Origin of the sequence: Microlunatus speluncae (assembly GCF_009299835.1) — a bacterium.
Lineage (GTDB): Bacteria > Actinomycetota > Actinomycetes > Propionibacteriales > Propionibacteriaceae > Microlunatus > Microlunatus speluncae.
This window is the reverse complement of record NZ_VKCZ01000015.1, coordinates 31,395-57,340: the sequence shown is the minus strand read 5'-3', so window position 1 is coordinate 57,340 and position 25,946 is coordinate 31,395. Positions and strand designations below refer to the sequence as shown.

Below are 25,946 nucleotides of genomic sequence, written 5' to 3'. Positions count from 1 at the left end.
TGGTCATTGGTCCAGGACCTTCTGGTCCGGGAACTCCAGCGCCCCCTTGGTCAGTTGCTCGATCCCCTTGGAGGAATTCCAGGACCGGCGCTTGATCTCGTCGTTGACCCGTTGCCGGCCCTGCTGCAGATAGTCCCGGGCATCCAGCTTGCCGGCCAGCAGGCCGTTGGCCAGCGGACCCTCGACGAAGGTCGCGGCGAACGCGTCGCCGATCGGCCCGCGCGGCATCGGGATGTCGACCTGGTTGTCGCCGACCGAGTCGAGCGTCTGGCTCCACACCGCCGGGGTGGCCGGCCGTTCATGATCAGTGAACGCCGCGCTGGTGGCCACCTCGGTCAGCATCGGCACCGCGGACTGGGACCTGGCCAGCACGGTCGAGGCGGCCGGCCCGCTCAACGCCTTCAACGCCAGGAACGCCGCCTGCGGATCCTTGGCCGTCTTCGGGATGACCCAGGTCCGGGCGTAGTTCTTGGTCGCCGCGTAGAGCGGGGTCTTCGGCCAGGGCATCACGTCCCAGTCGATGTCGGCGTTGACCTGCGCGGCGACGTCCATCCCCTGCCAGGCCATGGCCAGCTTGCCGGAGTTGAACAGCGGCAGGGTGTCGATGTCGACCGTCGGCGCGAAGCCACCGCGGATCAGCTGGATCAGACCGTCGATCGCCTGCTCGGTCTCGGGCTTGGTGAATCCGCACTCGGTCTGATCTTCGTTCAGGGCGACGTCGCCCGCGCCGTAACCGCACGGCTGCACCACGTTGGCGGCGAACTGGATCCCGTACACCTCGGTCCGGTCGCCGTCCCGGACGGTCAGTCGGTTGACCGCGTCGACGAACTCGTCCCACTCCCAGGCCTCAGCCCACGAGGTCGGCGCCTGCAGCCCGGCCTTGGCGAACAGCGCCTTGTTGTAGAACAAGGTGTTGGCGCTCACCGCCGGCGTGACCGAGAACTGGTAGCCCTCGACCGCGACCTTGGTGGCGAAGCTGTCACTGTAGGCATCCAGATCCCAACCCAGGTTGGGATCCAGCATGAACGGGTCGAGCTGGTGGATCTTGTTGTCGACCGCGAGGGCGTAGACCCGATCATCGTCGATCCGCTGCACGTCACAGACCGTGCCGGACGCGAACTGCAACATCACGCTGTCCCAGCCGTCACCCGGCGCCGGCTTCCAGATGATCTTGATCTTGAGCTCGTCCAGCGTCTCCGTCTGGGCGGCGGCGATCATGTCCTGGAACATCTGCTGCGACTTCGCGTCGCCGATCGAACTGAACGTCACCTCGGTCCAGCCGGGCGGCGTGGTCGACTGCGGGCCACCGCTGCAGCCGGCGAGCATCGAGCCGCCGGCCACAGCGGCCGCGACGCCCCCGGACAGGAAGCCGCGGCGCGAGAGCGAACCGTTTCCGTTCATGTCTCTGATCCCCCTCGATCGAGTGCCTGGTCGCACCCCGCACGCCGGACTCAGGAAATGTTTTCCGTTAGACGGAATTTTACGTCCGTCATCCGATCGGAGACAGGGCCAATTCTGACCGATTGGTCCCTCGTGGCGGGCGGAGCGTACGGCGGCCGGACGGCTACCGTGGTGCGGGCAGGTCGGAGAATTCGGACGGGGCTGGCAGGAAGGGATGCGAATGACGCGGCGGAAGGCGACGGACGTCGCCGTCGACCGGGTCTACCTCGGCGACGTGTACGCCCGGGTCAGCACCGTCGGCGACACCGGCACCCGGGCGTTCGTGCTGGTGCCCGGGATCGGGGTGTCGGCCAACTACTTCGAGCAACTGGCGGCCGAGCTGAACGAGTTCGGCCCGGTCGTCGCGCTCGACCTGCCCGGCTTCGGCGGCGTACCGCATCCGCGCGGCCGCCGGTTCGGCATCGGTGAGTACGCCGAGCTGGTCGGCACCGTGATCGAGCGACTCGGCCTGCGCGACCCGATCCTGGTCGGTCATTCGATGGGCACCCAGATCGTCGCCGAACTGGCCGCCCGCTCGGCGCCGGGCACCTTCCGTTCGGTGGTGCTGCTCGGCCCGGTGATCAATCCGGCGGAGCGCCGGCTGCGCACCACGGTGCTGCGCTTCCTCCAGTCCTGCCGCCGCGAGCCACCCCGGGTCGCCCTGCTCGCGATCTACGCCTACCTGCTCTGCGGCCCGCGCTGGTTCGCCCGGACGCTGCCCGAGATGCTGGCGTACCGGATCGAGGAGACCCTGCCCAAGATCACCGCCAGCACCTTGATCATCGCCGGCGAACACGACCGCCTCTGCCCCCGACCCTGGCTCGAACGCGCCGCCGAACTCCTCCCCCGCTCCCGGATCTGGATCATCCCCGACGGCGCCCACTCCGTCATGCACGCCCAAGCCGACCAGGTCGCCCAACTCTGCGTCGAACACGCCCGCCACCCCGACGCCGCCGACGAGGACGAAGCCCGGGTCGCCACCGACGAACCCGACACCCCCGACCACGCCGAGCCGGCGAAGCAACTGGCCGGCCAGGCCGAAGAACTGATCGGCATCGTCACCGACGACGACGCCCTGATCGCCGCCGGCAAGACCAAGCAAGCCGAAGCCCTGGACCACCCCGAGGAGTAGCGCCACCTGCTCGGACCGAACCAAAGAAAGGACCCCGCGACCAAGAAGATCTTGGTCGCGGGGCCCTTGTCGATCAAGAAATCACCCTTCGGCGGCGGCCTGCTTGTCGCCACCATCAGAGGCGGTCCCCTTGACGATGTTGTCGAATTCCACCGGCGGCGAGTCCGGCAGATCGGAGCGCGGCGTGCCGACGAAGGTGAAGGCGTTCTCCGAGCCCTCGTCCGCGACGTCCACGACCACGATCTCGCCCGACTTCACCTCGGAGAACAAGATCTTCTCCGCCAGGACGTCCTCGACGTCGCGCTGCAGCGCCCGCCGCAACGGCCGGGCCCCGAGCACGGGGTCGTAGCCGCGCTTGGCGACCAGGCTCTTCGCCGCCGGGGTGAGCTCGATGCCCATGTCCTTGTCCTTCAGCCGGACCTCGATCTCGGCGACCAGAAGGTCGACGATCTTCTCGATGTCCTCGATGCTGAGCTGGCGGAAGACGATGACCTCGTCCACCCGGTTGAGGAACTCGGGCCGGAAGTTCTGCTTCAGCTCGTCCGAGACCTTGGCCTTCATCTTCTCGTACGAACCCTCGGCGTCACCGGCCTGGGAGAAGCCCAGGCTGACCGCCTTGGCGATGTCCCGGGTGCCCAGGTTGGTGGTCATCACGATCACCGTGTTCTTGAAGTCGACCACCCGGCCCTGGGCGTCGGTCAACCGACCTTCGTCCAGGATCTGCAGCAGCGAGTTGAAGATGTCCGGGTGCGCCTTCTCGATCTCGTCGAAGAGGACCACGCTGAACGGCTTGCGCCGCACCTTCTCGGTCAGCTGGCCGCCCTCTTCATACCCGACATAGCCGGGCGGGGAGCCGAACAGCCGGGAGGCGGTGTGCTTCTCGGAGTATTCGGACATGTCCAGCGTGATCATCGCGTCCTGATCACCGAACAGGAACTCGGTCAGCACCTTGGTCAGCTCGGTCTTACCGACACCGGACGGGCCGGCGAAGATGAACGAGCCGCTGGGCCGGCGCGGGTCCTTCAGGCCGGCCCGGGTCCGCCGGATCGACCGGGACAGCGCCTTGACCGCGTCGTCCTGACCGACATACTGCTTGGCGATCTCGGATTCCATCCCGATCAGCCGCGAGGACTCCTCCTCGGTCAGCTTGAAGACGGGGATGCCGGTCGACGAGGACAGCACCTCGGCGATGGTCTCCTCGTCCACCTCGGCCACGATGTCCAGGTCGCCCGACTTCCACTGGGCTTCCCGTTCGGCCCGCTGGGCGAGCAGCTTCTTCTCGTCGTCGCGCAGTCCGGCCGCCCGCTCGAAGTCCTGCGCGTCGATCGCGGTTTCCTTCTCCAGCCGTACGGCAGCGACCCGCTCGTCGAACTCGCGCAGATCCGGCGGCGCGGTCATCCGGCGGATCCGGAGCCGGGCGCCGGCCTCGTCGATCAGGTCGATCGCCTTGTCCGGCAGGAACCGGTCGGAGATGTAGCGGTCGGCCATCTGGGCCGCCCCGACCAGCGCCTGGTCGGTGATGGTGACCCGGTGGTGCGCCTCGTACCGGTCGCGGAGACCGCGCAGGATGTCGATCGTGTGGGCGATTGTCGGCTCGGCCACCTGGATCGGCTGGAACCGGCGCTCCAGCGCGGCGTCCTTCTCCACGTACTTGCGGTATTCGTCGAGCGTGGTGGCACCGATGGTCTGCAGCTCACCGCGGGCCAGCATCGGCTTGAGGATGCTGGCGGCGTCGATCGCGCCCTCGGCCGCACCGGCTCCGACCAGGGTGTGGATCTCGTCGATGAACAGCACCACGTCACCGCGGGTACGGATCTCCTTGAGCACCTTCTTCAGCCGCTCTTCGAAGTCACCGCGATACCGGGAGCCGGCCACCAGCGCGCCGAGGTCCAGCGTGTAGATCTGCTTGTCCCGGAGCGTCTCCGGCACGTCGCCGCGGACGATCGCCTGGCTCAGCCCCTCCACGACGGCGGTCTTGCCGACGCCGGGCTCGCCGATCAGCACCGGGTTGTTCTTGGTGCGGCGGGACAGAACGGTCATCACCCGCTCGATTTCCTTCTCCCGGCCGATCACCGGGTCGAGCTTGTTCTCCCGCGCGTCCTTGGTCAGGTTGCGGCCGAACTGGTCCAGCACCATCGACGACGAGGGGGCGTTGCTGCCCTGCTCCGGCGCGCCGGACGTCGCGGACTCCTTGCCCTGGAAACCGCTCAGCAGCTGCAGCACCTGGTTGCGGACCCGGTTGAGGTCGGCACCCAGCTTGACCAGCACCTGCGCAGCGACGCCCTCGCCCTCCCGGATCAGCCCGAGCAGGATGTGCTCGGTCCCGATGTAGGCGTGGTTGATCTGCAACGCTTCGCGCAGGCTCAGCTCGAGCACCTTCTTGGCGCGCGGCGTGAACGGAATGTGCCCGCTCGGGGACTGCTGACCGTGACCGATGATCTCTTCGACCTTCTGGCGGACGGCCTCGAGCGAGATGTTCAGCGACTCGAGCGCCTTGGCGGCGACTCCTTCGCCTTCGTGGATCAGGCCCAGCAGGATGTGCTCGGTCCCGATGTAGTTGTGGTTAAGCATCCGGGCCTCTTCTTGCGCCAACACCACGACGCGCCTGGCCCTATCGGTAAACCGCTCAAACATTCCCATCTCCCTCGGCTCGGATGCGGCCCGTCTGGAGCCGGAGTCCGCATCTCGTCACCACTGTACTCAGCGGGATCGGCTCGACCCGCCGGTGTTCCGCCCCGAGAGCCCCTCATCGCTAACAGCGAAACGCGGGCCGTCCGTTCAGCCGCCGTCCGGGCAAGCAAAGAGGGGCCGGAGTGACCCGACCCCTCAGCACGCAGCAAGCTCAGTGCGCCTTGTCGTACGCCTCACGGATCTCGGCCGGAACCCGACCGCGGCTGCTGACCTCGTAACCCTGGTCGACCGCCCAGGCCCGGATGTCGCTGGTGCTGCCCCGGCCACCGGACTTCGCGGCGACGGCCCGGGTCGAATTGCGCCGGCGACGACCGCCGGTCCGCCGGGCCACACCGACCCACGGATCGAGGGCGTTACGCAACGCCTTCGCATTCTTGGCCGACAAGTCGATTTCGTAATCGACACCGTCGAGCCCGAAACTCACTGTCTCCTCGGCTTTGCCGCCGTCGAAGTCATCCTCAAGGATGACCTGAACGCGCTGTGCCATGAAGGCCCCTCTCGCTGTCAAGAATTAGTGGGATGCCCAAAACTCACGCCATGGTATCGCCTGTCCAAAGTCCGGACAAACCGTGCTTTCAGGGCTCCACGAAATCAAGGGCGAGATCGAGAATTGGCGCCGAGTGGGTGATTGCGCCGACCGCCACATAGTCCACCCCGGTGGCCGCCGCGGCCGCCGCATCGGCCAGAGTCAATCCGCCGCTGGCCTCAAATACCACGGCATCCCCGAATTCCGCAACAACGCTTCGCATCGTTTCCGGTGCCATGTTGTCCAGCAGTATCTCGGTGGCTCCGGCGGCGACGAGTTCTCCGACCTGCTCGGGTTTCGTCACCTCGACCTGAATGGGCAGTTCCGGATAACGGGCGCGGACCGATCGATAGGCCGGGACCACTCCGCCGGCGGCGATCACGTGATTGTCCTTGATCAACGCGGCGTCGGCGAGGCACTTGCGGTGATTCACGCCACCGGCGATCCGGACGGCGTATTTCTGCAACGTGCGCAATCCCGGGGTGGTTTTCCGGGTGTCCCGGACCCGGGTCGAGGTGCCGGCCAGCGCGTCGACCCAGGCGCTGGTCGCGGTGGCGACCCCGGACATCATCGTGATCAGATTCAGCGCGATCCGCTCGCCCGTCAACACCGCCCGGGTGTTGCCCTCGACGGTGAGCACCAGGTCGCCGCGGCGCACCGGGGAGCCGTCGACGCCGGTCACCTCGATCGCGTACGGACCCGCCGGTTCGCAGACCCGGGCGAACGTCGCAGCCGCAACCGCCGTACCGGCCAGCACACCGTCCTCCCGGAGCACCAGCCGGGCCACGGCCCGGGCGTCGGCGGCGATCGTCGCCACCGACGTGACATCGACCCCGTAGCCGGCACCCTCGGGCAGCACGCCACGACCACCGAGATCCTCGGCCAACGCGTCATCGATGATCATGAACACCGCGGCGACGTCCAGCCCGGCGGCCTTGATCAATTCGCCGGCCCCGGCCAGGTCGGTGATGCTCATCGATGATCTCCCCTCGGTTCGAAACCATGATCAAGTCGGGCCGGGCCGCGGGCGCCGGCCGGATCCGAATTCCCCGCCAGCCAGGTGATCAGGTGTCCCTGCCACTCCGCGCACTCGGCGTCGAAATCATCGCGCCAGTGGGCGCCCCGGGATTCTTCGCGTAACCGGCCCGAGGCGACGATTGCCGCGGCCACCGTGAGCAGGTTCGTCGCCTCCCACGCCTCGAGTCCGGGCTCGGCGTGATTGCGTTCCGCCAGCCGGCGCAATTCCCTAGCCGCCCGATCCAATGACACCGCCGATCGCAACCCACCGGCATCGCGACTCATGATCTGCTGGAGTTCGGTGATCACCGACGCGTTGATCAATCCGGGCGGCCGACCGTCATTCGCCGGGGCCCGCCGCTGCGGCAACGATTCCCGCAACCGGGCGGCGATCCGACGAGCGAACACCAATCCCTCGAGCAGCGAATTCGACGCCAACCGATTGGCCCCGTGAACACCCGACGATGCCACCTCACCGCACGCGTACAAGCCGCCCAGACTCGTCGCCCCGTCAAGATCGGTTTCCACCCCGCCACAGAAATAGTGACAGGCCGGTGCGACCGGGATCAGATCCTTCGCCGGATTGATTCCCATCTGCCGGCAGCTGTGCAGAATCGTCGGAAATCGGACCCGCCAGGTCTCCTCACCGAGCATGGTGCCGTCGACGAAGACGTGATCCGTCCCGGCGGCGGCCATCTGGCGCATGATCGCCTTGGCCACGACATCGCGCGGCGCGAGCTCGGCGAGCTCGTGCTGGCCGACCATGAACCGCTCGCCGGCGGCGTTGAGCAGATGGCCTCCCTCCCCGCGGACGGCCTCGCTGACCAGCGGCAACTGGCCCCGGGCGCCCGCGCCGAGGAAGAGCACCGTGGGGTGGAACTGGATGAACTCGATGTCGCGCAGCCGGGCCCCGGCCCGCAGCGCCGCCGCGATCCCATCGCCGGTGGACACTCCGGGATTGGTGGTCACGGCATAGATCTGGCCGATCCCGCCGGTGGCCAGGACGACTGCGCGGGCGTGCACCGCGCCGACCCCGGTCCGGCTGCCCTCGCCCAGCACGTGCAGCGTCACCCCGGCGACCGCCGGCGGCTCCCCCGGCGCGGTCGCGGCCGGGATCAGGTCCAGCACCAGCGCGTGTTCGATGATCTCGATCGCCGGATCGGACCGGACCGCGTGGACCAGGGCCCGGGCGATCTCGGCGCCGGTCGCGTCGCCGCCGGCGTGCGCGATCCGGTTGCGCCGGTGACCGCCCTCCCGGGTCAGCTGCAGGTCGCCATTGGGATCCCGGTCGAACTCCGCGCCGCGCGAGATCAGGGTGTCGACCGCTTCCGTACCCTCACCGACCAGGACCCGGACCGCTTCCTCGATGCAGAGCCCGGCACCGGCGATCAAGGTGTCGTTGACGTGCTGTTCGACCGTGTCGCCCTCGTCCTGCACCGACGCGATACCACCCTGCGCCCAGGGGGTCGAGCCGGCCGCGACGACGTCCTTGGTGACGACCATGACCCTGCCGAGGTCACGGCATTCCAGGGCCGCGGTCAGTCCGGCGATGCCGGAGCCGACGACGACCACATCGACCTCACGGACCCACCCCGGAGCCTCGGCCGCCAGCCGGAGCGGCAACTCGGGCAGCGGCGGCGGATCGGCGGCGCCGGCACCGTCAGTTCGACGGGACGGCAATGGACCAGCGGGAACGGAGCCCAAGGTCTCGAGCATCTGAATATCGTCCCGCACCACCGCGGGTCGATCCCGGCCGGGTCCGCTCTGCGGGCACCGCCGGGGTGATGATCACATGGCCTGTTTGTGCTCCGGATGGGCCTGCTCGCGCTCTTCGGCGTCGACCAGTTCGAGCATCGCGGCGACCGCCTTGAGGTCGATCACCGTCGGATGATCACCGTCGCTCCACAGCTCGTCGGCCTGCGGCACCCGATCCCAGAGCGACTCGTGCTCGGACCGGACCCGGCGCGGCAGCGCGTGCACCTCGGCGTCGCCGGCGTGCTCGGCGGCCTCGTCGGACTCGGCCGGCTCGCGCAGCCCGGCGATCGTGTTCTCGCGCAGCGCGACCTCGGCCTTGAGCGCGGCCTTGTCGCCGTGCAGCGAGGCGATCACGCGTTGCAGCTGAACCCGGTCGACCCGCAACCGCTCGGCCTCGCCCGCAGCCGCCTTGGCCCGGTCGGTGAGCGTATCCACGACGGAGGTGTTGTGCCGGCGTTCCTCCGACAGGGCCTTGCCGTGATTACGGGCAGCGGACAGCATCGCGGTCGAGTGCTCGCGGCGGGCCAGAGCCAGCTCACGCCAGGCACAGGCACAGGCGACGGCGGCGGCGATCACCAGGGCGGCGACACCGGCGCGGATCAGCCAGACCGGGCCGAACGCGGCAGCCACCGCGACGGCGATACCGAGGACCAGGACGACCTTCGAGGTCGTCACCAGGGCTGAGGTGGCGGCGCGTCGTCGCGCTGCTGGTGGAAGTGGTGGAGTAACTGGGCGCGTAGGGACATCGGCAGGGGAAGTCACATTGAAACGATAGGTCTCAGGCACTCGCGGATGTGGGATTTCACGCTGAGTGTCACCGCTGCGCCGGGCGTGGAACCGGCGTTCTCAGTCGCCCGAATCGGCCGGTTCGTCCCGTTTCGCGGAATCGGTTTCAGAATCCGGATCGTCCTTCGGCACCTTGCAGGCCCGTTCCAGCAGCATCCCGGCCGCGCAGAGGGCCACCCCGCCGACGACCGCGACCAGGGACAGGATCACCCGTTCCCGCGGCGACTCACCGTCGATCCGGGCCAGGAACATCAGCGCGTAGACCAGATAGCCACCACCGACCAGGGCCCCGGCCAGCGCCGAGGCCTTGCCCAGCACCAGGAACGAGACCGCCCGCTGCGAATCCATCCGAAGCCGGCGCCGATGGATGCGGACGTACGTCTGCCAGGCCAGCACGCCCACCGCGAGGGCGAGCAGGATCACCGCGACCGGCGCAGTCCCCGGCACCTGCGGCGGACTGGTGCCCAGCGCGCGGGCCCCGACGACGACCAGCCAGCCGGTCAGGCCGCCGAACAGGGCCGCGACCCCGATCGCGAGCGGAGGGGTCGTCTTCAGCGTCCCGCCGTTCTGGGGATCAGCCAAGGTGCGGACCCTATTCGGTGATGGCGAGGTCGTCGCGACGGACGACGCCGGACAGGTCGGCGGTCTTGATCAGATCGGAGATCTTGCCCTGCCCGGGCACCTCGCCGGCCGGATCGACCTCCAGCCAGGGCACCAGCACGAAGCCGCGCTCATGCGCCAGCGGATGCGGCAGCTTGAGGTAGTCCTCGTCCTTGACCGTGTTGCCGACGATCACCAGATCGACGTCCAGGGTGCGCGGCGCCCAGCGCTCCTCCCGCTCTCGGCCGTACGCGTCCTCGATCGCCAGCGCCCGCTCGAGCAGCGTCCGCGGCTCCAGGGTCGACTCGGCGACGATGACCAGGTTGAGGAACTTGTTGGAGTCGTCCGGACCACCGAGCGGCTCGGTCTCGTACACCGAGGACACGTCGACGACGATCACGTCGGGGGTGTCCTTGATCGCGTCCACGGCGCCCTGCAGGATGGTCAGCCGGTCGCCGAGGTTGGAGCCGATCGAGTAGACGACCTTCCGCAACGGTTTCATGCCACTGAGCGTGTCGGCGTCGATCGCGTATGGGTTGGGGCTGCTCATATCGGTCTGCTCCTCGTCACTGTGACGGCCACGTCGGCCACCTCTACCGGCATCGGCGCCCCCGGCTTGTGCACGGTGACCTGGACCGTGTCCAAACGCTGATGCTGCTTCAGGCACGTCTGTGCAATTCTCTCCGCCAAGCCCTCAATGAGGTTCAGCGGGTCCCGCTCGATGTCGGCCACCACCGCAGCCGCCAGCGCACCGTAGTCGATCGTGTCATCAAGATCATCACTGGCCGCGGCCGGAGAAAGATCGAGCTGGCAGGTGACGTCGACCACGAACTGCTGGCCCTGACGCCGTTCGAAGTCGAACACGCCATGGTGCCCGAAACCGACAATACCCCGCAGAGCAACGGAATCCCGCCCGGCCGTCGCGGCCGCATTCGACTCTCTCGCCCCCGCCGTCATCACCCTCCCTTCGCCCGCCGACCCTATCGAACCGGTTACCGGACGGGCAGTCCCCGTCCGCGAATCCGATGACGGTATCGCTCCCGCTCCGTCTTGGGTACGATCGCGCCGCTATTGCGACGTGGCAGGCTGCTCGGCCGAGTCGATCCGGTGCAGCCGTTCGATCACCTCGATGGCGTCCCGATGGGGCCGTACGGCATGGACCCGGACCCCCCACAGCCGCTGCTGCCGAGCGGCGATCACGGTCAGCGCCATCGACGCGTCGTCGCACTGGCGGGCCGGCCGCAGCCGGTCGCCGTCGGCCAGCAGCCGGCTGAGGAATCGCTTCCGGGAAACCCCGAGCAGCAGTGGCAGGCCGAGCACGTCGAACTCGTCGAAGCGGCGCAGCAGCTCCCAGTTGTGCTCGGCCGTCTTGGCGAAGCCGAAGCCCGGATCGATGATCAACCGGCCCGGCTCGATCCCGGCCGCGACGGCCTGATCGAGCTGCTCCCGCAACTCGATGATCACTTCGGCGACGACGTCCCGGTATACGGCACGGCTGTACATGTCCTCGGAGTGGCCGCGCCAGTGCATGCAGATGTAGGCGACCCCGAGCCCGGCGACCGTGCGCAGCATGGCCGGGTCGGCCCGGCCGCCCGAAACGTCGTTGATCATCCGCGCCCCGGCCGCCACGGCCGCCTCGGCGACCACGGCCCGCATCGTGTCGACGCTGACCACCGCACCGGCCGCCGTGAGTTCACGGATCACCGGCAGCACCCGGCGCAGCTCCTCCTCGATCGACGGCCGCACCGCCCCGGGCCGGGTCGACTCGCCGCCGACGTCGATCAGGTCGGCGCCCTCGGCGATCAACTCGTGCCCGTGCCGGATCGCGTCGTCGGGGTCGAGCCATTCGCCGCCGTCGGAGAAGGAATCGGGTGTGACATTGACGACACCCATCACCGTGGTCCGCCCTGGTGCGGGCAGCCCGGTCACCACGGGAATCCTCTTCATCGCCGTGATCCTAGTGGTCTGGCTCGGGCCGAAGTACGTACACGATCGGCAGCAGCTTGCCGAGGAACTGGTACGCCTCCCAGTGCAGGTTCGCCTCCACGTGCGCGACGATCTCCGCGCCGTGGGCGGCGACGAACCGGGCCCGGTCGCGGCGCAGCCGGGCGAGCCGGAGCAGGGCCTTCGACACCGGCCGGCCGCGCTCCTCCGACCACTCCCGCCACTCGGTGCCGATCTCGTGCGTCGCCACCGTCGCGAGCCCGGCCGCGGTGAACGCCGCCTCGACCGCATCCCGGGACAGGTTCGCCGCCACGTTGCCCAAGTGATGCCCGAGCAGCGCGGCCTCCGCCGGGGCAAGCAGCTCCGTGGTCACGGTCGTGAACACCACCAGCAATCCGGCCGGACCGGTCAGTCGGGCAAGATCAGCGACGGCTCCGGGCAGGTCGGCGACCTGCTCGAGCACGTCCCGGCACCAGACAAGATCGAAGGTACGACCTTGCCCGGCGACGGTTGCGATCTCGCCGAGGATGATCTTCACCCGGTCGGAGAGGCCAGCCGCGACGACCGCCTCCTCCGCCGCCCGGACATGGACCGGCACCGGCTCCACACCGACGCCGGTGATGCCCGGCAGGTCCCGAGCCAGTTGGATCAGATGGGCCGCGTCGCGGCAGCCGGCGTCGAGGACGCTGCCGTCCGGTGGCAGCAGACCGGCCGCCAGCCCGCGCAGCCAGTCGGGGCTGCGCGGATTCGACGACACGTCGAGCTGTTCGTACAGGGTCCAGGTCAGTGGTCCGTACACCCGCTCGAGGTTCCGGCCGTGGTCCTCGGCGTCCCGGCTCACGTCGCCTCCCGGGGCGCACCGAAGGGCAGCAGTCCGGTCAGGTCGCGGTGCGGGAACCCGCGGTAGTAGGTCTCGGCCGACATCCGGGTACGGTCCCGCATCGCCGACAGGTGGACAACCCGATTTCCGCGATCGAGCCGTCAGATCGACTGCGACACGCCGCCGAAAACGGCCGCGGATGTGACGGGTCGGCGGAATTGGGGAGTGACAAACGGCACTGGTGGATGGGCTCCTGTTCACTAGGATCGGTGGATCCCTTGTCTGGCAGGAGTCCTCGCATGCGCATGCCCGAAGCTGAAATCGACCTGTCCGCCGACCTGGTGCGGACCTTGATCACCGATCAGCATCCTGATCTTGCCGGCCCACTCACCCTGATCGCCAACGGCTGGGACAACGTGATCTTCCGGCTCGGTGACGATCTGCTGGTCCGGCTGCCCCGCCGCGCGGTCGCGGCCCGGCTGGTGATCAACGAGCAGCGCTGGCTACCCGTGATCGCCGATCAGCTGCCGGCTCCGATCCCGACCCCGGTGCGGATCGGTGCCGCGACCGCGGACTATCCGTGGCCCTGGACGATCTGCCGCTGGCACACCGGCATGCCGCTGATCGACGTACCGGTCGAGCAGCGGACAGTCCTGGCCGTGCCGTTGGCCGAGTTCCTGGCCGCCTTGCATCAGCCGGCGCCGGCCGAGGCGGTGACCGGCCCGGACCGGCCGGAGAATCCGGTCCGCGGAATCCCGCTGGCCGGCCGCAGCGAACTGGCCGAAGATCACCTCGGCAGCGGCGCGATCCCCGACCCGGAACGGTTCCGTACCCTCTGGGCCGAACTCGTCGCGACCCCGACCTGGAGCCACGACCCGGTCTGGGTGCACGGCGATCCGCATCCGGCCAACCTGCTCGCCGACCATGATCAACTCGCCGCGGTGATCGACTTCGGCGACATCACCGTCGGCGACCCGGCCACCGACCTGGCCGCCGTCTGGCTCGCCTTCAATGCCGCCGGCCGCCGCACGTTCCGCGACCGCTACATGGAGCTGACCGGCCCCGACCCGGACACCTGGCAACGCGGCCGGGGCTGGGGCCTCTCGATCGGCATGTCCCTGCTGGCCAACTCCGACGACAACCCCCAGCTCGCCGCCGTCGGCCACCACGCTCTTAGCCAGGTCGTCCTTGACATGCAGTGATATCGTGATATCACCAGCCGAGTTCGGAGGTGTCCGGTGACTGACGTTCTGATCCGAGGGCTTTCCCGAGAGGCCGTCGCCCATCTCGATGAGCAGGCGGCCAAGGCCAACCTGTCCCGCAACGAATATCTCGTGCGCACGCTGGAAGCCGATGTTCAGCGGAACCGACCCGCAGCAATCACCGCGCAGGACTGGGCGGACTCGGCCGACGCGTTCGCCGACTTGTCCGACCCCGTGGTGATGAAGGGCGCCTGGGAGTGACGACCTGGTTGATCGACAAGTCTGCTCTCGTCCGTCTGGCCCAGGGACAGGTGGCCGATCGCGCCGAGTGGGATCAGCGAATCCAGCGGGGCTTGGTGCACATCAGCACGATCACGCGACTCGAGCTCGGCTACTCGGTTCGCACCGGGAAGGACGGACGCGCTGCGTTCGCCCGCCCGCCGGTGTCTCTGATGCCGGTCGAGTACTGCACCCCGCGTGCTGAGGATCGGGCCCACGAGGTGCAGCTGCTGCTCGCCGACGCAGGCCGGCACCGAGCACCGTCCGTGCCCGACCTGTTGCTAGCCGCGATCGCGGAAACCGCCGGGTTGTCGATTCTCGCGGTCGACAAGGATTTCGGCCTGATCGCGGAGATCACCGGCCAGCCGGTCCAGCAACTGACGGTCAGCGACCTGAGTCGCTGAAAGACGAAAGACGCGGCAAGGACGGGCGGTTTGATCGGGGCTCGAGCAGGGCGGCCGACTGTTGGATGGTTGCCGTGGTCGGCTGCGCCGATTCTTGTGCGAGTGGACACTTTGGCCACGCTTCAGGCACAGAATCGTGGCCAAAGTGTCCACTCGCGGATCCCCTTGGCGGGCACCGGGCCGAAAGCCGGCCGCACCAGCCGCACACCACCCGGCGCGCCCGTCCTGGGCGCGTCTTTCACTCCGAGGACCGATCCGACGCCCGCACGGAGACTCAACCTCAGCGATCCCTGAAGCTTCAGCGAGCGAAGCTCAGAGGGGGAGGACGGCGGGGCGGGGGAGGCCGGCGACGTCCGTGGTCGGCCAGTCCGGGTCGGTGGTGAGCACCTCGAAGCCCTGGTCGGTGCGGAGCAGGGTGTCCTCGACTTTGCAGCCGGGTGCGGTCGGGTTCCAGGCGAAGGCCTGGTCGGCGACGATCCGGTCGGTGGCGCCGACGACGCCGCGCGGGTCCCGGCCGTTATAGCCGGCGATGCCGCCCTGGTGGTGTCGGGTCCACTCGTCGGCGGCGAAACCGTGTTCGGCATAGCCGGCGCAGCCGGCGCGGAAGGCGTCACCGAGGGTCGCCCCGGGTACGGTCGCGGCCAGGAACTCGGCCTCGACGGCCAGGATCCGCTCGTCGGCCGACCGTTCGGCGTCGGTCGCCGGACCGAACCGGACCCAGCGGCTGACGTTGATCACCAGGCCGTGCCGCCGGGCACAGATCACGGCCAGGAAGCGGCGGCCGACCGGCTCGTCGGTCGGCAACGGATGCCGGTACGACGACCGGGTGGCACCGCCGATCAGCGCAACGAGCGGCTCCGCCCCGGCCTCGGCGATCCGGCCGGTCAACGATGCCGCGAGGGCCCGCTCCGAGGCGTCCGGCGTGCTGGCGCTCAGCACCTCGGTCATCAGCCGGGCCGCGTCCCGGCCCAGCTCACGGAACCGGCCGAGCTCCCCGGGCAGCAACGGCGCCCGCGCGGCCCGGAGCTGGTCGGCGACCTGATCTTCGACCAGCGTGCCCGGGCCCGGGTCGACACCGCCCGGCGCGACGGCCCAGTCGAGCTCGCGGACCGCGATCCCGGCCGGCAGTTCCTCGGCCCGGAGCCGCTCGGACTCGTTGCCGGTCAGGATCACCTCGTCGCCTTCCGCCGAGACCCGGACCGCGACGATCGGCGGGGCGGCCAGGCTGACGTGCACCCGGGCGCCCTCCAGATACCAGCCCAGGGCCGGCTGCGAGGTCAGCAGCAGCCGCTGCGCCCCCTGGTCGGCGATGATCTTGAGCAGCCGGTCCCGCTTGATCGCCTGATCATCGACCGATCCGCCCATGCCCGATTCGATCACTTGAGTCCCGTCGTCGCGATGCCCTTGATCAGGAAGCGTTGGCCGAAGAGGAAGGCCAGGAAGATCGGCAGCAGTGAGATCACCGACATGGCGAACATGGCGCCCCAGTTGCTGCCGCCGGTGGAGTCGATGAACGACCGGAGCGCGATCGGCACGGTGAACATGTCCGGCGCGGTCAGATAGATCAGCGCGGTGAAGAAGTCGTTCCAGGTCCAGATGAACGTGAAGATCGCCGCGGTGGCCAGGGCCGGCACCATCAGCGGCAGGATGATGTAGCCGAAGATCTTGATGTGGCCGCAACCGTCGAGCCGAGCGGCCTCGTCCAGCTGGGTCGGGATGCCGCGGATGAACTGGACCATCAGGAAGACGAAGAACGCGTCGGTGGCCAGGAACTTCGGCACCAGCAGCGGCCAGAACGTGTTCACCCAGTCCAGCTGGGAAAACATGATGTATTGCGGCACCACGGTGACGTGGAACGGCAGCATGATCGTCACCAGCATCATCGCGAACCAGACCCGGCGCAGCTTGAACTTCAGCCGGGCGAAGGCGTACGCGGCCAGGGAGCAGGAGACCAGGTTGCCCACGATCGAGCCGAGCACCACGATCGCCGAGTTGGCCAGATACTGCCCGAACGGGAAGGCCAGCGCGTGCCAGCCGACCTGGTAGTTCTCCACGTTGAGGCTGCTCAGCCACAGCCCGGGCTGACGGAAGATCAGATCGTTGGGCCGCAGCGAGCTGACCGCCATCCAGAGCAGCGGATAGATCATCAGCACGCCGGCGGCGATCAGAAGCACGTGCTTGATCACCGACCGGACCATCGCCCCGACCGGGCGCTGCCTGGTCTGGTTGCGGCGCACCGGCGGCGGCGCGGTCCGGGTCCGTTCGGCCTCGATCAGCTCAGTCATCGTAGAACACCCAATACTTGGCAGCCAGGAAGTTGATCGCGGTGAAGCCGCCGATGATCACCACCAGCAGCCAGGCCATCGCCGAGGCATATCCCATGTCCAACTGCCCGAATCCCTTCTGGTACAGGTACAGCGTGTAGAACATGGTCGAGTCCGACGGCCCACCGGAGCCGCCCGAGACGATGAACGCCTGGGTGAAGGACTGGAACGCCCCGATGATCTGCAACACCAGATTGAAGAAGATGATCGGCGACAGCAGCGGCAGCGTGATGCTGACGAACCGGGTCCTGCGACTGGCCCCGTCGACCTCGGCCGCCTCGTAGTACATCCGCGGGATCTGTCGCAGCCCGGCCAGGAAGATGATCATCGGCGAGCCGAAGGTCCAGACGTGCAGCAGGATGATCGCGCCCAGGGCCGTGTCCGGGTTGGAGATCCAACCCGGCGGCGACTGCACTCCGAGGAACAGCAGCAGCTGGTTGACCAGGCCGGTGGTGCCGAAGATCTGCCGCCACAGGATCGCCACCGCGACCGAGGAGCCGAGCAGTGACGGCAGATAGAAGATCGACCGGTAGAAGGCCAGGCCACGCATGCCGCGATCGAGCACGATCGCGATGCCCAGCGCCAGCATCAGCTGCAGCGGCACCGAAACGATCACGTAGGTGAACGTCACCCGGAGCGAGTTCAGCAGCCGGGCGTCGTTCGCCATCGCGATGAAATTCTCCAACCCGATCCACTTCGGTGCCTGGATCAGGTTGTAGTCGGTGAAGGAGAGGAACAGCGAGGCGATCATCGGCCCGATCGTGATGCCGAACAGACCGATCAACCATGGCGCCAGGAACAGGTAGGCGACCTTGTTGTCCGGCGTCTCCTCCTTGGTGCCGCCCTTCTTCGCCCGGCGCAGCGCGCTGAGCTCCCCGACAACACTCATCGTGTGACCCTGTCCCTACTTCTTGATGTTGGCGTTGATCTCGCCGATCATCTTGGCCGCGGCATCGGCCGGCTTGGACTGGCCGAACAACACCTCCTGCCCGTACCGCTTGACCACGTCGGGCAGGTTTCCGGCGCCGATCGGCGGCGGCAGCGGGGTGTCGCCGAGCTCGGGCTTGATCTTGTCGAGGAAGGTGATCACCTTCTTGTCCGACGCGTTCAGGTCGGCCTCGATCGCGCCGCGGACCTCGGTGTTCGGCGGGACGCCGCGCTCGGTCAGCCCGATCTTGCCGGACTCGACGGAGTTGACCAGGAAGTTGACGAAGGCGACGGCCGCATCCGGATCACCCGACTCGGCCGAGATCGACCAGAACTGGGACGCCTTGTACCAGAGCTTGGCCTCGGCGGCGCTGCCCGCCTCGCTCGGCAGCCGGAGCAGCGTGATGTTCTCGCCCGAGGCGTTGTCGAAGGCGCTGACCTGGTTGGACCAGGCGAAGCCGAGGCCGAGCTTGCCGGTCGCGAAGGCCCCCTGGTCCAGCGACTGGCCGTCCTCCTCGGCCACCACGCTGGCCGGCTGACCGGCCTTGGAGTTCATCACCTCGAGGTTGTACGCGTACCACTCGGTCGCGTCGGCCTCGTCGAAGGCGAGTCCGGTGGCCGTGAACAGGCCCTTGCCGCGCTGCCGGAGGAAGGCACTGAAGGCGGCGTCGTTGGAGATCATCGACCCCATCCCGAAGGTGCCGTCCGGGCTGTTCTTCGTCACCTCGGCCGAGATCTTGATCAGGTCGTCCCAGGTCCAGGTCGAGTCGTCGGGCGGCTCGACCCCGGCCGCGGCGAAGACCTTCGGGTGGACCATTCCGACCGGCGCGTTGACCCCGGCATTGATCGCCATCAGGCCGGTGTCCGTCTGACCGGGTTCGACCGTACCCGGAGCGAACTTGGACACGTCGACCTTGCCGTTCAGATCCAGCAGGGCCCCGCGGCCGCCGTACTCGCGCACGTACTTCTCGTCCATCTGGATGATGTCCGGCGCATCGTTGCCGGCCACCTGAGTGGCGAGCTTGTCCCAGTAGGCACTCCAGTCGCCGGGCTCGGGACTGAGCGTGACGTCCGGTTTCACGGCCTTGAAGGCCTCGATGATCTTGCGGGTGTTGGCGTTTCTGGTGTCGTTGCCCCACCAGGTGACGCGGAGCTGGCCGGTGCCGCCGCCGCTCTGACCGCGGCCACAGCCGGCCAGCGCGACCGCCCCGGCCGCGGACAGCCCGAGGCCGAGCACAGAGCGCCGGCTCAGTGCCGCCGGGCGTTGGTTCGGGGATCCTGGAATCATCGTCGACTCGTCCTTCCGATTCACCGAGCTGGGTTGGGAAGCTCAGTAATCGCTTTCTAACAGCCCCGAGGTGGCTGTGTCAATGTCGGCGAGAAGAGCCCAGAAACCGATTCCGGTCAGTTTCCGGCGGTCGAGACGCGGGCCGTGCTGCTGCGGGCCACCAGCCGGGGACGGAACATGGCGCTCCGCTGCGGCTTCTCGCCGTTCAGCATCGCCCGCAGGCTCTCCCAGGCCAGCTCACCGAGCTCGAGCTGCGGCACCGAGGCCGTGGTCAGGGCCGGGCTGGTGAACTTCGCGAACGGGATGTCGTCGAAGCCGGCGACGGAGAGCCGGTCCGGCACCTCGACGCCGAGCTCGTGCAGTGCGCCGAGCAGCCCGAGAGCGACCACGTCGTTGAACGCGATCACCGCGGTGGCACCCGAGTCGAGCACCTCGCCGGCGGCCGCGTGCCCGTCGGAGAACATCGCCCCGCAGGGGATGGAGACGAGCTCGATGGTGTCGGCGAAACTCTCGAACCCGCGCAGCCGGGCGGCATTGGAGGCGCTGATCGGCGGACCGGCGAGATAGGCGATCCGGCGGTGACCGAGCCCGGTCAGGTGCCGCACCAGATCCCGGATCCCGGAGGCCCAGTCAATCCCGAGCAGCGGTGAGGAGTCGTCGGTCGGCTCCCGGTTGAGCAGCACCACCGGCGCCAGCTCGGGCAGCAGCCGGCGCAACTCTTCCTCCGGCATCCGCGGCGCCACGAGCACCAGGGCGTCGCAGCGGCGACGGGACTCGACGGCGAGGATCGCTTCCTCCTCCACCCGCTCGGCGGTGTCGGCGACCAGCACCCGGTAGTTCTCCTTGGCGGCGGCGAGGCTCAGGCCCCGCATCGCGCCGTGGAATGCCGGGTTGGTCAGATCCGGGACGATGTAGCCGATCGTGTGGGTCCGGCCCAGAGCCAGGCTGCGGGCGGCGGCGCTGGGGGTGTAGTTCAGCCGCTCGGCCGCCTTGAGCACCCGTTCGCTGATCTCGCGATCAACCGTCGGCAGGCCGTTCATCACCCGGGAAACGGTTGCTCGTGAAACCCCCGCCTGAGTGGCAACGTCCGCAATGGTGACTCTGGCCTTGTCGCGCGAACGCGCCATCAACTCCCCGCTCTCTCCCAGGCCGGATCCCGGTTTGCCTCATGACCCCCGTCGATTTAATCCAATAACGCGCAGCATATCCGGTCGCCGCTCAGACTGGGGACCTTTGGCTTGCGATTGCCGCGACTGCCCGAATAGAGTGCAGAAATCGGTTACTCACGGCGGTAACGCCCACGAGGAGAGATGTGATCATGACCAGGAAACGGTACGCACTCGTCGGGACCGGCTCCCGGGCCCGGATGTATCTCAAGGCCCTGACCGAGACCCACGCCGACGTCGGCGAGCTGGTCGCCCTGTGCGACACCAACCCGGTCCGGCTGGCGTACCACTCCGAGCAGTTGCAGCCGGCGACCGTGGCCACCTACCCCGCCGCCGACTTCGAGAAAATGCTCGACGAGCAGCGGCCGGACTGTGTGATCGTCACCTCGATCGACGTGACCCATTCCGACTACATCTGCGCCGCCCTCGATCGCGGCCTGGACGTGATCACCGAGAAGCCGATGACGACGACGGCCGAGCGGATCGGCAAGATCGTCGACTCGGTGGAGAAGTCGTCCGGGACGCTGACCGTCACCTTCAACTACCGCTACTCGCCGCGGAACTCGATGGTCCGGAAGCTGATCGCCGACGGCGAGATCGGCACCGTCACCGCGGTGCACTTCGAGTGGCTGCTGAACACCTCGCACGGCGCCGACTACTTCCGCCGCTGGCACCGGGAGAAGAAGAACTCCGGCGGCCTGCTGGTGCACAAGTCCACCCACCACTTCGACCTGGCCAACTGGTGGCTCGGCCGCTCACCGGAGAGCGTGTACGCCCGGGGCGGACTGCGCTACTACGGCGACGAGAATGCCGCCGCCCGCGGTCTGGAGCCACGACCGGCGCTGAGTCGGGACACCGATCCGGCCACCGACCCGTTCCACTTCGACCTGGCCGCCAACGAGACCAACCGGCGGCTCTACCTCGAGGCCGAGCAGGCCGACGGCTATCACCGCGACCAGGACGTCTTCGCCCCCGGCATCACGATCGAGGACAACCTCAGCCTGCTGGTCGGCTACGCCGGTGGCGCCAACCTCTCGTACAACCTCACCGCGCACGCGCCGTGGGAGGGTTACCGGGTCGGCTTCACCGGCACCGCGGGCCGGCTGGAGATCGAGGTGGTCGAGTCCTCCTGGGTCCGGCCGGCCACGACCAACGTCGACCCGACGGCGAACGACGACGGCGAGCATGCCGACGTCCGGCCCAAGGGCGCCCGGATCCTGCTGCAGAAGCACTGGCAGCAGGCGACCGAGGTGGAGGTCCAGACGAGCAGCGGCGGCCACGGCGGCGGCGACGTGATCTTGCTCGACGACCTGTTCCGCGAGCCGCGGGAGGACGCGCTCGGGCGCAAGGCCGGCTACCTCGACGGGATCCGGAGCGTGCTGGTCGGGGTCGCGGGCAACCAGAGCCTGGAGACCGGGCTGCCGGTCCGGCTGGCCGACCACGGGTTCCCGTTGGAGGAAGGTCCCGCATGAGGGTCGTGGTGACCGGCGGCGCCGGCCGACTGGGGCGGAGCGTCGTCGCCGGCCTGGCCGGCCATGGGCACGAGATCGTGTCGGTCGACCTGCGGGAGCCGCTGCGGCTGGCGCTGGACGGCGTGACCGAGCGACAGGTCGACCTGACCGATGCGGCGGCCTGCGACGCCCTGTTCGCGGCCGTCCGACCGGAGGCGGTGGTCCACCTGGCCGGGATCGCGGTGCCGTTCGCGGCGCCGGAGCGGCAGATCTTCACCACCAACTCGACGATCGCGTTCACCACTCTGCAGGCGGCGATCGAGCACGGCACCCGGCGGATCCTGGTCGCGTCCAGCCCGACCCCGCTGGGCTACGGGTCGCCGCACGGCTGGATGCCGGAATACCTGCCGATCGACGAAGATCATCCGCTGCGACCGTGGAACGCCTACGCGCTGTCGAAGCAGACGATCGAGAACACGGTGGCGACGTTCAGCCGGCAGACCGGCGGCTCGGTCCGGCTCGGCGTCTTCCGGCCGTGCTTCGTGATCTCGCCCGAGGAGTGGCGCGGCGCGCCGACCCAGCAGGGCCACACGGTACGGGAGCGACTCGACGACCCCGGCCTGGCCGCGGTCTCGCTGTTCAACTACATCGACGCCCGGGACGCCGCCGACTTCATCGACACCTGGATCGGCGCCGCCGACGAGGTGCCGGGCGGTTCGATCTTCTACGTCGGGGCGGCGGATGCGATGGCCCGCAAGCCGCTGGCGGAGTTGATGCCGCTGTACCATCCAGGCACCGAGCAACTCGCCGCCGGGCTGACCGGCACCGAGCCGGCGTTCTCGATCACCAAGGCCGAGCGACTGCTCGGCTGGCGGCCGAAGCGCAGCTGGCGGTCCGAGTTGATCGACTCCGACGAATCCCCGCTGTCCTAGGAGCCCGATGTCCATGAAGTTCGATGGCGTGCTGTTCTTCCCGGTCACCCCGTTCGATGATCATTCCCGGGTCGTGCCGGAGTTGATCACCGAGCAGATCCGGTCCCGGCTGGAGCACGGGCCGGGCGGCATCTTCGCGGCCTGCGGCACCGGCGAGTTCCACGCCCTGTCGGTGGCCGAGGTCGGCCAGGTGGTCGCGGCGACCGTGGCCGCGGCCGGCGGGAAGGTGCCGGTGATCAGCGGCGCCGGCGGACCGCTCGGACACGCGATCGACTGCGCCCGGGCCGCGCAGGACGCCGGGGCGGACGGCTTGTTGCTGTTGCCGCCGTATCTGGTCAACGCGCCCGTCGCCGGCTTGATCAACTACGTCGAGACGGTGGCCGCGGCGACCGAACTGCCGATCATCGTCTATCACCGCGCGAACGCGAAGTTCACGGCGGCGGCGATGGCCCGGCTGGCCGCGAACCCGAAGGTGATCGGCTTCAAGGACGGCGTCGGCGACCTGGCCGAGGCGCAGCGGATCGTGCTCGCCGTGCACGCCGCCGGCCGGACCGACTTCCAGTTCTTCAACGGCCTGCTCACCGCCGAACTGTCCCAGGCGGCCTACCGGGCCGTCGGCATCCCGCTCTATTCCTCGGCCGTGTTCGCGATGGCGCCGAAGATCGCCACCGCCTTCTACACCGCGCTGGCCGAGGGCGACGAGCCGCGCCGGCTGGAGTTGCTGACCGGCTTCTACGAGCCGCTGGTCGCCCTGCGGGACCGGGTGCCGGGCTATGCCGTCTCGTTGATCAAGGCCGGCGTGGTCGACGGCGGGCTGGCGGCCGGCGGTGTGCGGCCGCCGTTGGTCGACCCGACCGCCGAGGATCTGGCCCGGTTGCGGGAGATCCTCGCCCGCGGCCACGAGCTCGTCGGTTGACGATGATCGGAACGGTCGCGAAGGTCAGGACCCGGCTGCTGACCGCGCCGCTGCCGCGGCCCTGGGGACCGGACGTGCCTGAGGTGCACGTGATCGTGGTCGAGGTGATCACCGATGACGGCCGCCGGGGCACCGGGTTCAGCTGGACGCCGACGATCGGCGCGGCGGCCGTGCAGGCCCTGCTCGATCACGACATCACCGCTTTCCTGATCGGCAAGCCGGCGCACCCGGTCGCCGTCTGGGACGATCTCTGGGCGCACCTGCACGAGGCCGGTGGCGGCGGGATCACGACGATCGCGATGGCCGGAATCGATCTTGCTCTCTGGGACCTGCAGGCCCGCGATCTCGACCGGTCGGTGCCGGCCCTGCTCGGCGTACGACATCGGGAGCTGCCGGGGTACGGCAGCGGGGTGAACCTGCACTATCCGACCGACGAACTGCTGGAGCAGGTCCGCCGCTGGCTCGCCGTCGGCTATCGGGCGATCAAGATCAAGATCGGCAGCCCCGAGCTGGAGCGCGATCTGGACCGGGTCGCGGCGGTCCGCGAGCTGATCGGCCCGGGCGTGGCGCTGATGCTGGATGCCAACCAGCGCTGGGATCTGCCGGCCGCCCTCCGCGGCGCGAACGCGCTGACCCGGTTCGATCCGTACTGGCTCGAGGAGCCGGTCCGCGCCGACGACACCCACAGCTACGTCGAGTTGCGCCGCCGGACCTCGATCCCGATCGCCGCCGGCGAGAACGTCCATCACCGGTATCGGTTCGCCGAGTTGATCAAGGCCGGTGGCATCGACGTGGTGCAGCCCAACCTGGTCCGGGTCGGCGGCATCACCCCGTTCCTGCGGATCGCCGACCTGGCCGCGACCAGCGGGCTGCAGCTCGCACCGCACCTGCTGGCCGACGTGTCGGCGCAACTGGCTGTGACCTTGCCCGGGCCGGTGTGGGTCGAGGAGGTCGAGGACACCTCGTTCGAACAACTGGGGCTGGTGACGACGCCGACGCCGGTGGTCCGGGACGGCGCCCGGATCCGGATCGAGGATCGCCCCGGCCTCGGCCTCGCCTTCAGCTGACCCTCAATCGTGATGCCGCAGGCGTGTTCCGGGCCGCCTCACGTTGTCTATGCTGACCCCCGATGACTCAATCGGGACCACCGGGTTGGCCCCCGCCGTCGGGCCAGCCCTCCTGGGGTCCAACGTCGACCGGTCCCTCCGATCCCCGGCCAACCTGGGGCGCCGTCCCGCCGGGATCGCCGCCGTCCGGACCGCCGACGGGGTTCGGCTGGTCCGCTCCGCCGCCACCCCCGCCGCCCAAGCGCGGTGGCGGGCTGATCATCCTGCTGGTCGGCGGGATCGTCGTGATGCTGATCGCCGTGGTCGGCATCTCGGTCGGGGTCCTGTCGGCGCTGAGCAACCGCGACCAGGACGCCGGGTCGATCCCGACCTGGACGCCGACCGAAACCCCGAGCCGCCGGCCCACGCCCACCCCGCGACCGACCACGCCCTCCCCCAAGCCGACTCCGACACCGACCAAGCCGTCGCCGACCAAGCCGCCGCGCCAGGAGCCGGAGACCGGCTTGACCAAGAACTCGCTCTACAACCTCGAGCTGAAGCGCGGCGCGGGTGAGTGTTCGATCAAGGTCCGACGGCCGAAGCCGGCGCTGAAGAATTCCAAGCTGAAGCCCTACCTGGAGGACCTGGTCGACTGCATGGTCAAGGTCTACCGCAAGCCGTTCGCCGGGCTCGGCTTCGAGTTGAGCACGCCGAAGGTGCGGCCGTACTCCGGCAAGATCGAAGCGCCCTGCGGCGACCTCGACCAGGACGGTTCGCCCGCCTACTACTGCTCCGCCGACGAGACGATCTACTGGCCGGTGACGAGCGACGACGACCGGGAGGCGTACACCTTCGCCCGGCTCGGCTACGTCGGCCTGCTGGCGCACGAGTTCGGCCACCACCTGCAGTCGGAGACCGGGATGTTCCGCGAGTACTCGTACGCCTGGGCCGAGGCCAGCGAGAAGAAGCAACTGGAGTTGAGCCGGCGGCTGGAGTTGCAGGCGCAGTGCTTCGAGGGTGTGTTCCTCAGCTACGCCGAGGACTCGATCGAGCTGGACAGCGATGATCTCTACGAGATCCGAGAATGGCATTCCTACACCGGCGACGAGGACCCGCCGGAGTCACGGAAACCCGATCACGGCTCCAGCTCGGCCCAGTACCGCTGGCTGGAACGCGGCTACGAAAGCACCGACTTCGGCCGCTGCAACACCTGGCGCGCCACTTCCAAATCAGTGAAGTAAACCCCGAGTTGTCAGAACGAGGGCACGCTACAGCGTCCCCTAGTTCTGACAAGTCGGGG

25 protein-coding genes are annotated in these 25,946 nt (G+C 68.7%); 9 read left to right on the top strand and 16 right to left on the bottom strand.

Features of this window, described 5'->3' with window-relative positions; genetic code table 11:
- Window positions 1–3 precede the first annotated feature (3 nt).
- Entirely contained in the window at window positions 4–1,401 is a 1,398-nt protein-coding gene (locus FNH24_RS21110; RefSeq protein ID WP_152364218.1) for an ABC transporter substrate-binding protein, read from the bottom strand.
- Between the two features lie 220 nt (window positions 1,402–1,621).
- Here FNH24_RS21110 and FNH24_RS21105 point away from each other — a divergent pair, with 220 nt between their 5' ends.
- Complete coding sequence (locus tag FNH24_RS21105; RefSeq protein WP_161606242.1) at window positions 1,622–2,572, top strand: alpha/beta fold hydrolase; 951 nt, start codon at window positions 1,622–1,624, stop codon at window positions 2,570–2,572.
- 81 nt (window positions 2,573–2,653) lie between these two features.
- Here FNH24_RS21105 and FNH24_RS21100 read toward each other — a convergent pair whose 3' ends face one another.
- The 10 genes from FNH24_RS21100 to FNH24_RS21055 form a co-directional block, all read right to left on the bottom strand.
- Entirely contained in the window at window positions 2,654–5,206 is a 2,553-nt protein-coding gene (locus tag FNH24_RS21100; protein WP_152364216.1) for an ATP-dependent Clp protease ATP-binding subunit, read from the bottom strand.
- A 208-nt stretch (window positions 5,207–5,414) separates the two neighbouring features.
- On the bottom strand, window positions 5,415–5,750 hold the full coding sequence (locus FNH24_RS21095; RefSeq protein WP_152364215.1) for a histone-like nucleoid-structuring protein Lsr2: 336 nt from the start codon (window positions 5,748–5,750) through the stop codon (window positions 5,415–5,417).
- 88 nt (window positions 5,751–5,838) lie between these two features.
- On the bottom strand, window positions 5,839–6,765 hold the full coding sequence (gene nadC / locus FNH24_RS21090) for a carboxylating nicotinate-nucleotide diphosphorylase (RefSeq protein ID WP_217428398.1): 927 nt from the start codon (window positions 6,763–6,765) through the stop codon (window positions 5,839–5,841).
- Window positions 6,762–8,522, bottom strand: coding sequence for an L-aspartate oxidase (locus tag FNH24_RS21085; protein ID WP_152364214.1), 1,761 nt, complete (start codon window positions 8,520–8,522; stop codon window positions 6,762–6,764). Before FNH24_RS21085 ends, nadC begins: the two co-directional genes overlap by 4 nt.
- A gap of 72 nt (window positions 8,523–8,594) precedes the next feature.
- Complete coding sequence (locus FNH24_RS21080; RefSeq protein ID WP_152364213.1) at window positions 8,595–9,236, bottom strand: hypothetical protein; 642 nt, start codon at window positions 9,234–9,236, stop codon at window positions 8,595–8,597.
- Window positions 9,237–9,407: 171 nt separating this feature from the next.
- Window positions 9,408–9,929 (bottom strand): DUF3180 domain-containing protein, encoded by a 522-nt coding sequence (locus FNH24_RS21075; protein ID WP_152364212.1) that lies wholly within the window; start codon window positions 9,927–9,929, stop codon window positions 9,408–9,410.
- Between the two features lie 10 nt (window positions 9,930–9,939).
- On the bottom strand, window positions 9,940–10,497 hold the full coding sequence (folK, locus tag FNH24_RS21070) for a 2-amino-4-hydroxy-6-hydroxymethyldihydropteridine diphosphokinase (RefSeq protein ID WP_152364211.1): 558 nt from the start codon (window positions 10,495–10,497) through the stop codon (window positions 9,940–9,942).
- Entirely contained in the window at window positions 10,494–10,904 is a 411-nt protein-coding gene (gene folB / locus FNH24_RS21065; protein ID WP_152364210.1) for a dihydroneopterin aldolase, read from the bottom strand. Before folB ends, folK begins: the two co-directional genes overlap by 4 nt.
- Window positions 10,905–11,015: 111 nt before the next feature.
- On the bottom strand, window positions 11,016–11,894 hold the full coding sequence (gene folP / locus FNH24_RS21060; RefSeq protein WP_152364209.1) for a dihydropteroate synthase: 879 nt from the start codon (window positions 11,892–11,894) through the stop codon (window positions 11,016–11,018).
- A 10-nt stretch (window positions 11,895–11,904) separates the two neighbouring features.
- On the bottom strand, window positions 11,905–12,732 hold the full coding sequence (locus tag FNH24_RS21055) for a class I SAM-dependent methyltransferase (protein ID WP_152364208.1): 828 nt from the start codon (window positions 12,730–12,732) through the stop codon (window positions 11,905–11,907).
- Window positions 12,733–13,010: 278 nt separating this feature from the next.
- Here FNH24_RS21055 and FNH24_RS21050 point away from each other — a divergent pair, with 278 nt between their 5' ends.
- Genes FNH24_RS21050 through FNH24_RS21040 form a run of 3 tightly spaced genes read left to right on the top strand, consistent with a single transcriptional unit; the run spans window position 13,011 to window position 14,596 of the window.
- A complete protein-coding gene (locus tag FNH24_RS21050; RefSeq protein ID WP_152364207.1) occupies window positions 13,011–13,913 on the top strand; it encodes an aminoglycoside phosphotransferase family protein in 903 nt (300 codons plus the stop codon).
- 36 nt (window positions 13,914–13,949) lie between these two features.
- Complete coding sequence (gene vapB, locus FNH24_RS21045; protein WP_152364206.1) at window positions 13,950–14,174, top strand: type II toxin-antitoxin system VapB family antitoxin; 225 nt, start codon at window positions 13,950–13,952, stop codon at window positions 14,172–14,174.
- Complete coding sequence (locus FNH24_RS21040) at window positions 14,171–14,596, top strand: PIN domain nuclease (protein ID WP_246187004.1); 426 nt, start codon at window positions 14,171–14,173, stop codon at window positions 14,594–14,596. Before vapB ends, FNH24_RS21040 begins: the two co-directional genes overlap by 4 nt.
- Before the next feature lie 312 nt (window positions 14,597–14,908).
- Here FNH24_RS21040 and FNH24_RS21035 read toward each other — a convergent pair whose 3' ends face one another.
- The 5 genes from FNH24_RS21035 to FNH24_RS21015 form a co-directional block, all read right to left on the bottom strand.
- Window positions 14,909–15,976, bottom strand: coding sequence for a M24 family metallopeptidase (locus tag FNH24_RS21035; RefSeq protein WP_217428397.1), 1,068 nt, complete (start codon window positions 15,974–15,976; stop codon window positions 14,909–14,911).
- Window positions 15,973–16,794: a carbohydrate ABC transporter permease gene (locus tag FNH24_RS21030; RefSeq protein WP_217428402.1), complete on the bottom strand. Its 822-nt coding sequence runs from the start codon at window positions 16,792–16,794 to the stop codon at window positions 15,973–15,975. Before FNH24_RS21030 ends, FNH24_RS21035 begins: the two co-directional genes overlap by 4 nt.
- 79 nt (window positions 16,795–16,873) lie before the next feature.
- Complete coding sequence (locus tag FNH24_RS21025; protein WP_152364203.1) at window positions 16,874–17,809, bottom strand: carbohydrate ABC transporter permease; 936 nt, start codon at window positions 17,807–17,809, stop codon at window positions 16,874–16,876.
- A 15-nt stretch (window positions 17,810–17,824) separates the two neighbouring features.
- Complete coding sequence (locus tag FNH24_RS21020) at window positions 17,825–19,135, bottom strand: ABC transporter substrate-binding protein (RefSeq protein ID WP_152364202.1); 1,311 nt, start codon at window positions 19,133–19,135, stop codon at window positions 17,825–17,827.
- 116 nt (window positions 19,136–19,251) lie between these two features.
- Window positions 19,252–20,262: a LacI family DNA-binding transcriptional regulator gene (locus FNH24_RS21015; RefSeq protein WP_152364201.1), complete on the bottom strand. Its 1,011-nt coding sequence runs from the start codon at window positions 20,260–20,262 to the stop codon at window positions 19,252–19,254.
- Between the two features lie 191 nt (window positions 20,263–20,453).
- Here FNH24_RS21015 and FNH24_RS21010 point away from each other — a divergent pair, with 191 nt between their 5' ends.
- The 5 genes from FNH24_RS21010 (at window position 20,454) to FNH24_RS31560 (ending at window position 25,887) form a co-directional block, all read left to right on the top strand.
- A complete protein-coding gene (locus tag FNH24_RS21010) occupies window positions 20,454–21,773 on the top strand; it encodes a Gfo/Idh/MocA family oxidoreductase (protein WP_152364200.1) in 1,320 nt (439 codons plus the stop codon).
- Entirely contained in the window at window positions 21,770–22,684 is a 915-nt protein-coding gene (locus FNH24_RS21005) for an NAD-dependent epimerase/dehydratase family protein (RefSeq protein ID WP_152364199.1), read from the top strand. The genes FNH24_RS21010 and FNH24_RS21005 overlap by 4 nt, the downstream gene beginning before the upstream one ends.
- Before the next feature lie 7 nt (window positions 22,685–22,691).
- Window positions 22,692–23,600 carry a 5-dehydro-4-deoxyglucarate dehydratase gene (locus FNH24_RS21000; RefSeq protein ID WP_217428392.1) on the top strand — a complete coding sequence of 303 codons (909 nt, stop codon included), beginning with the start codon at window positions 22,692–22,694 and terminating at the stop codon, window positions 23,598–23,600.
- Window positions 23,601–23,602: 2 nt separating this feature from the next.
- Entirely contained in the window at window positions 23,603–24,667 is a 1,065-nt protein-coding gene (locus FNH24_RS20995) for a mandelate racemase/muconate lactonizing enzyme family protein (protein WP_152364198.1), read from the top strand.
- A 62-nt stretch (window positions 24,668–24,729) separates the two neighbouring features.
- Complete coding sequence (locus FNH24_RS31560) at window positions 24,730–25,887, top strand: neutral zinc metallopeptidase (RefSeq protein ID WP_161606241.1); 1,158 nt, start codon at window positions 24,730–24,732, stop codon at window positions 25,885–25,887.
- Window positions 25,888–25,946: the final 59 nt, after the last annotated feature.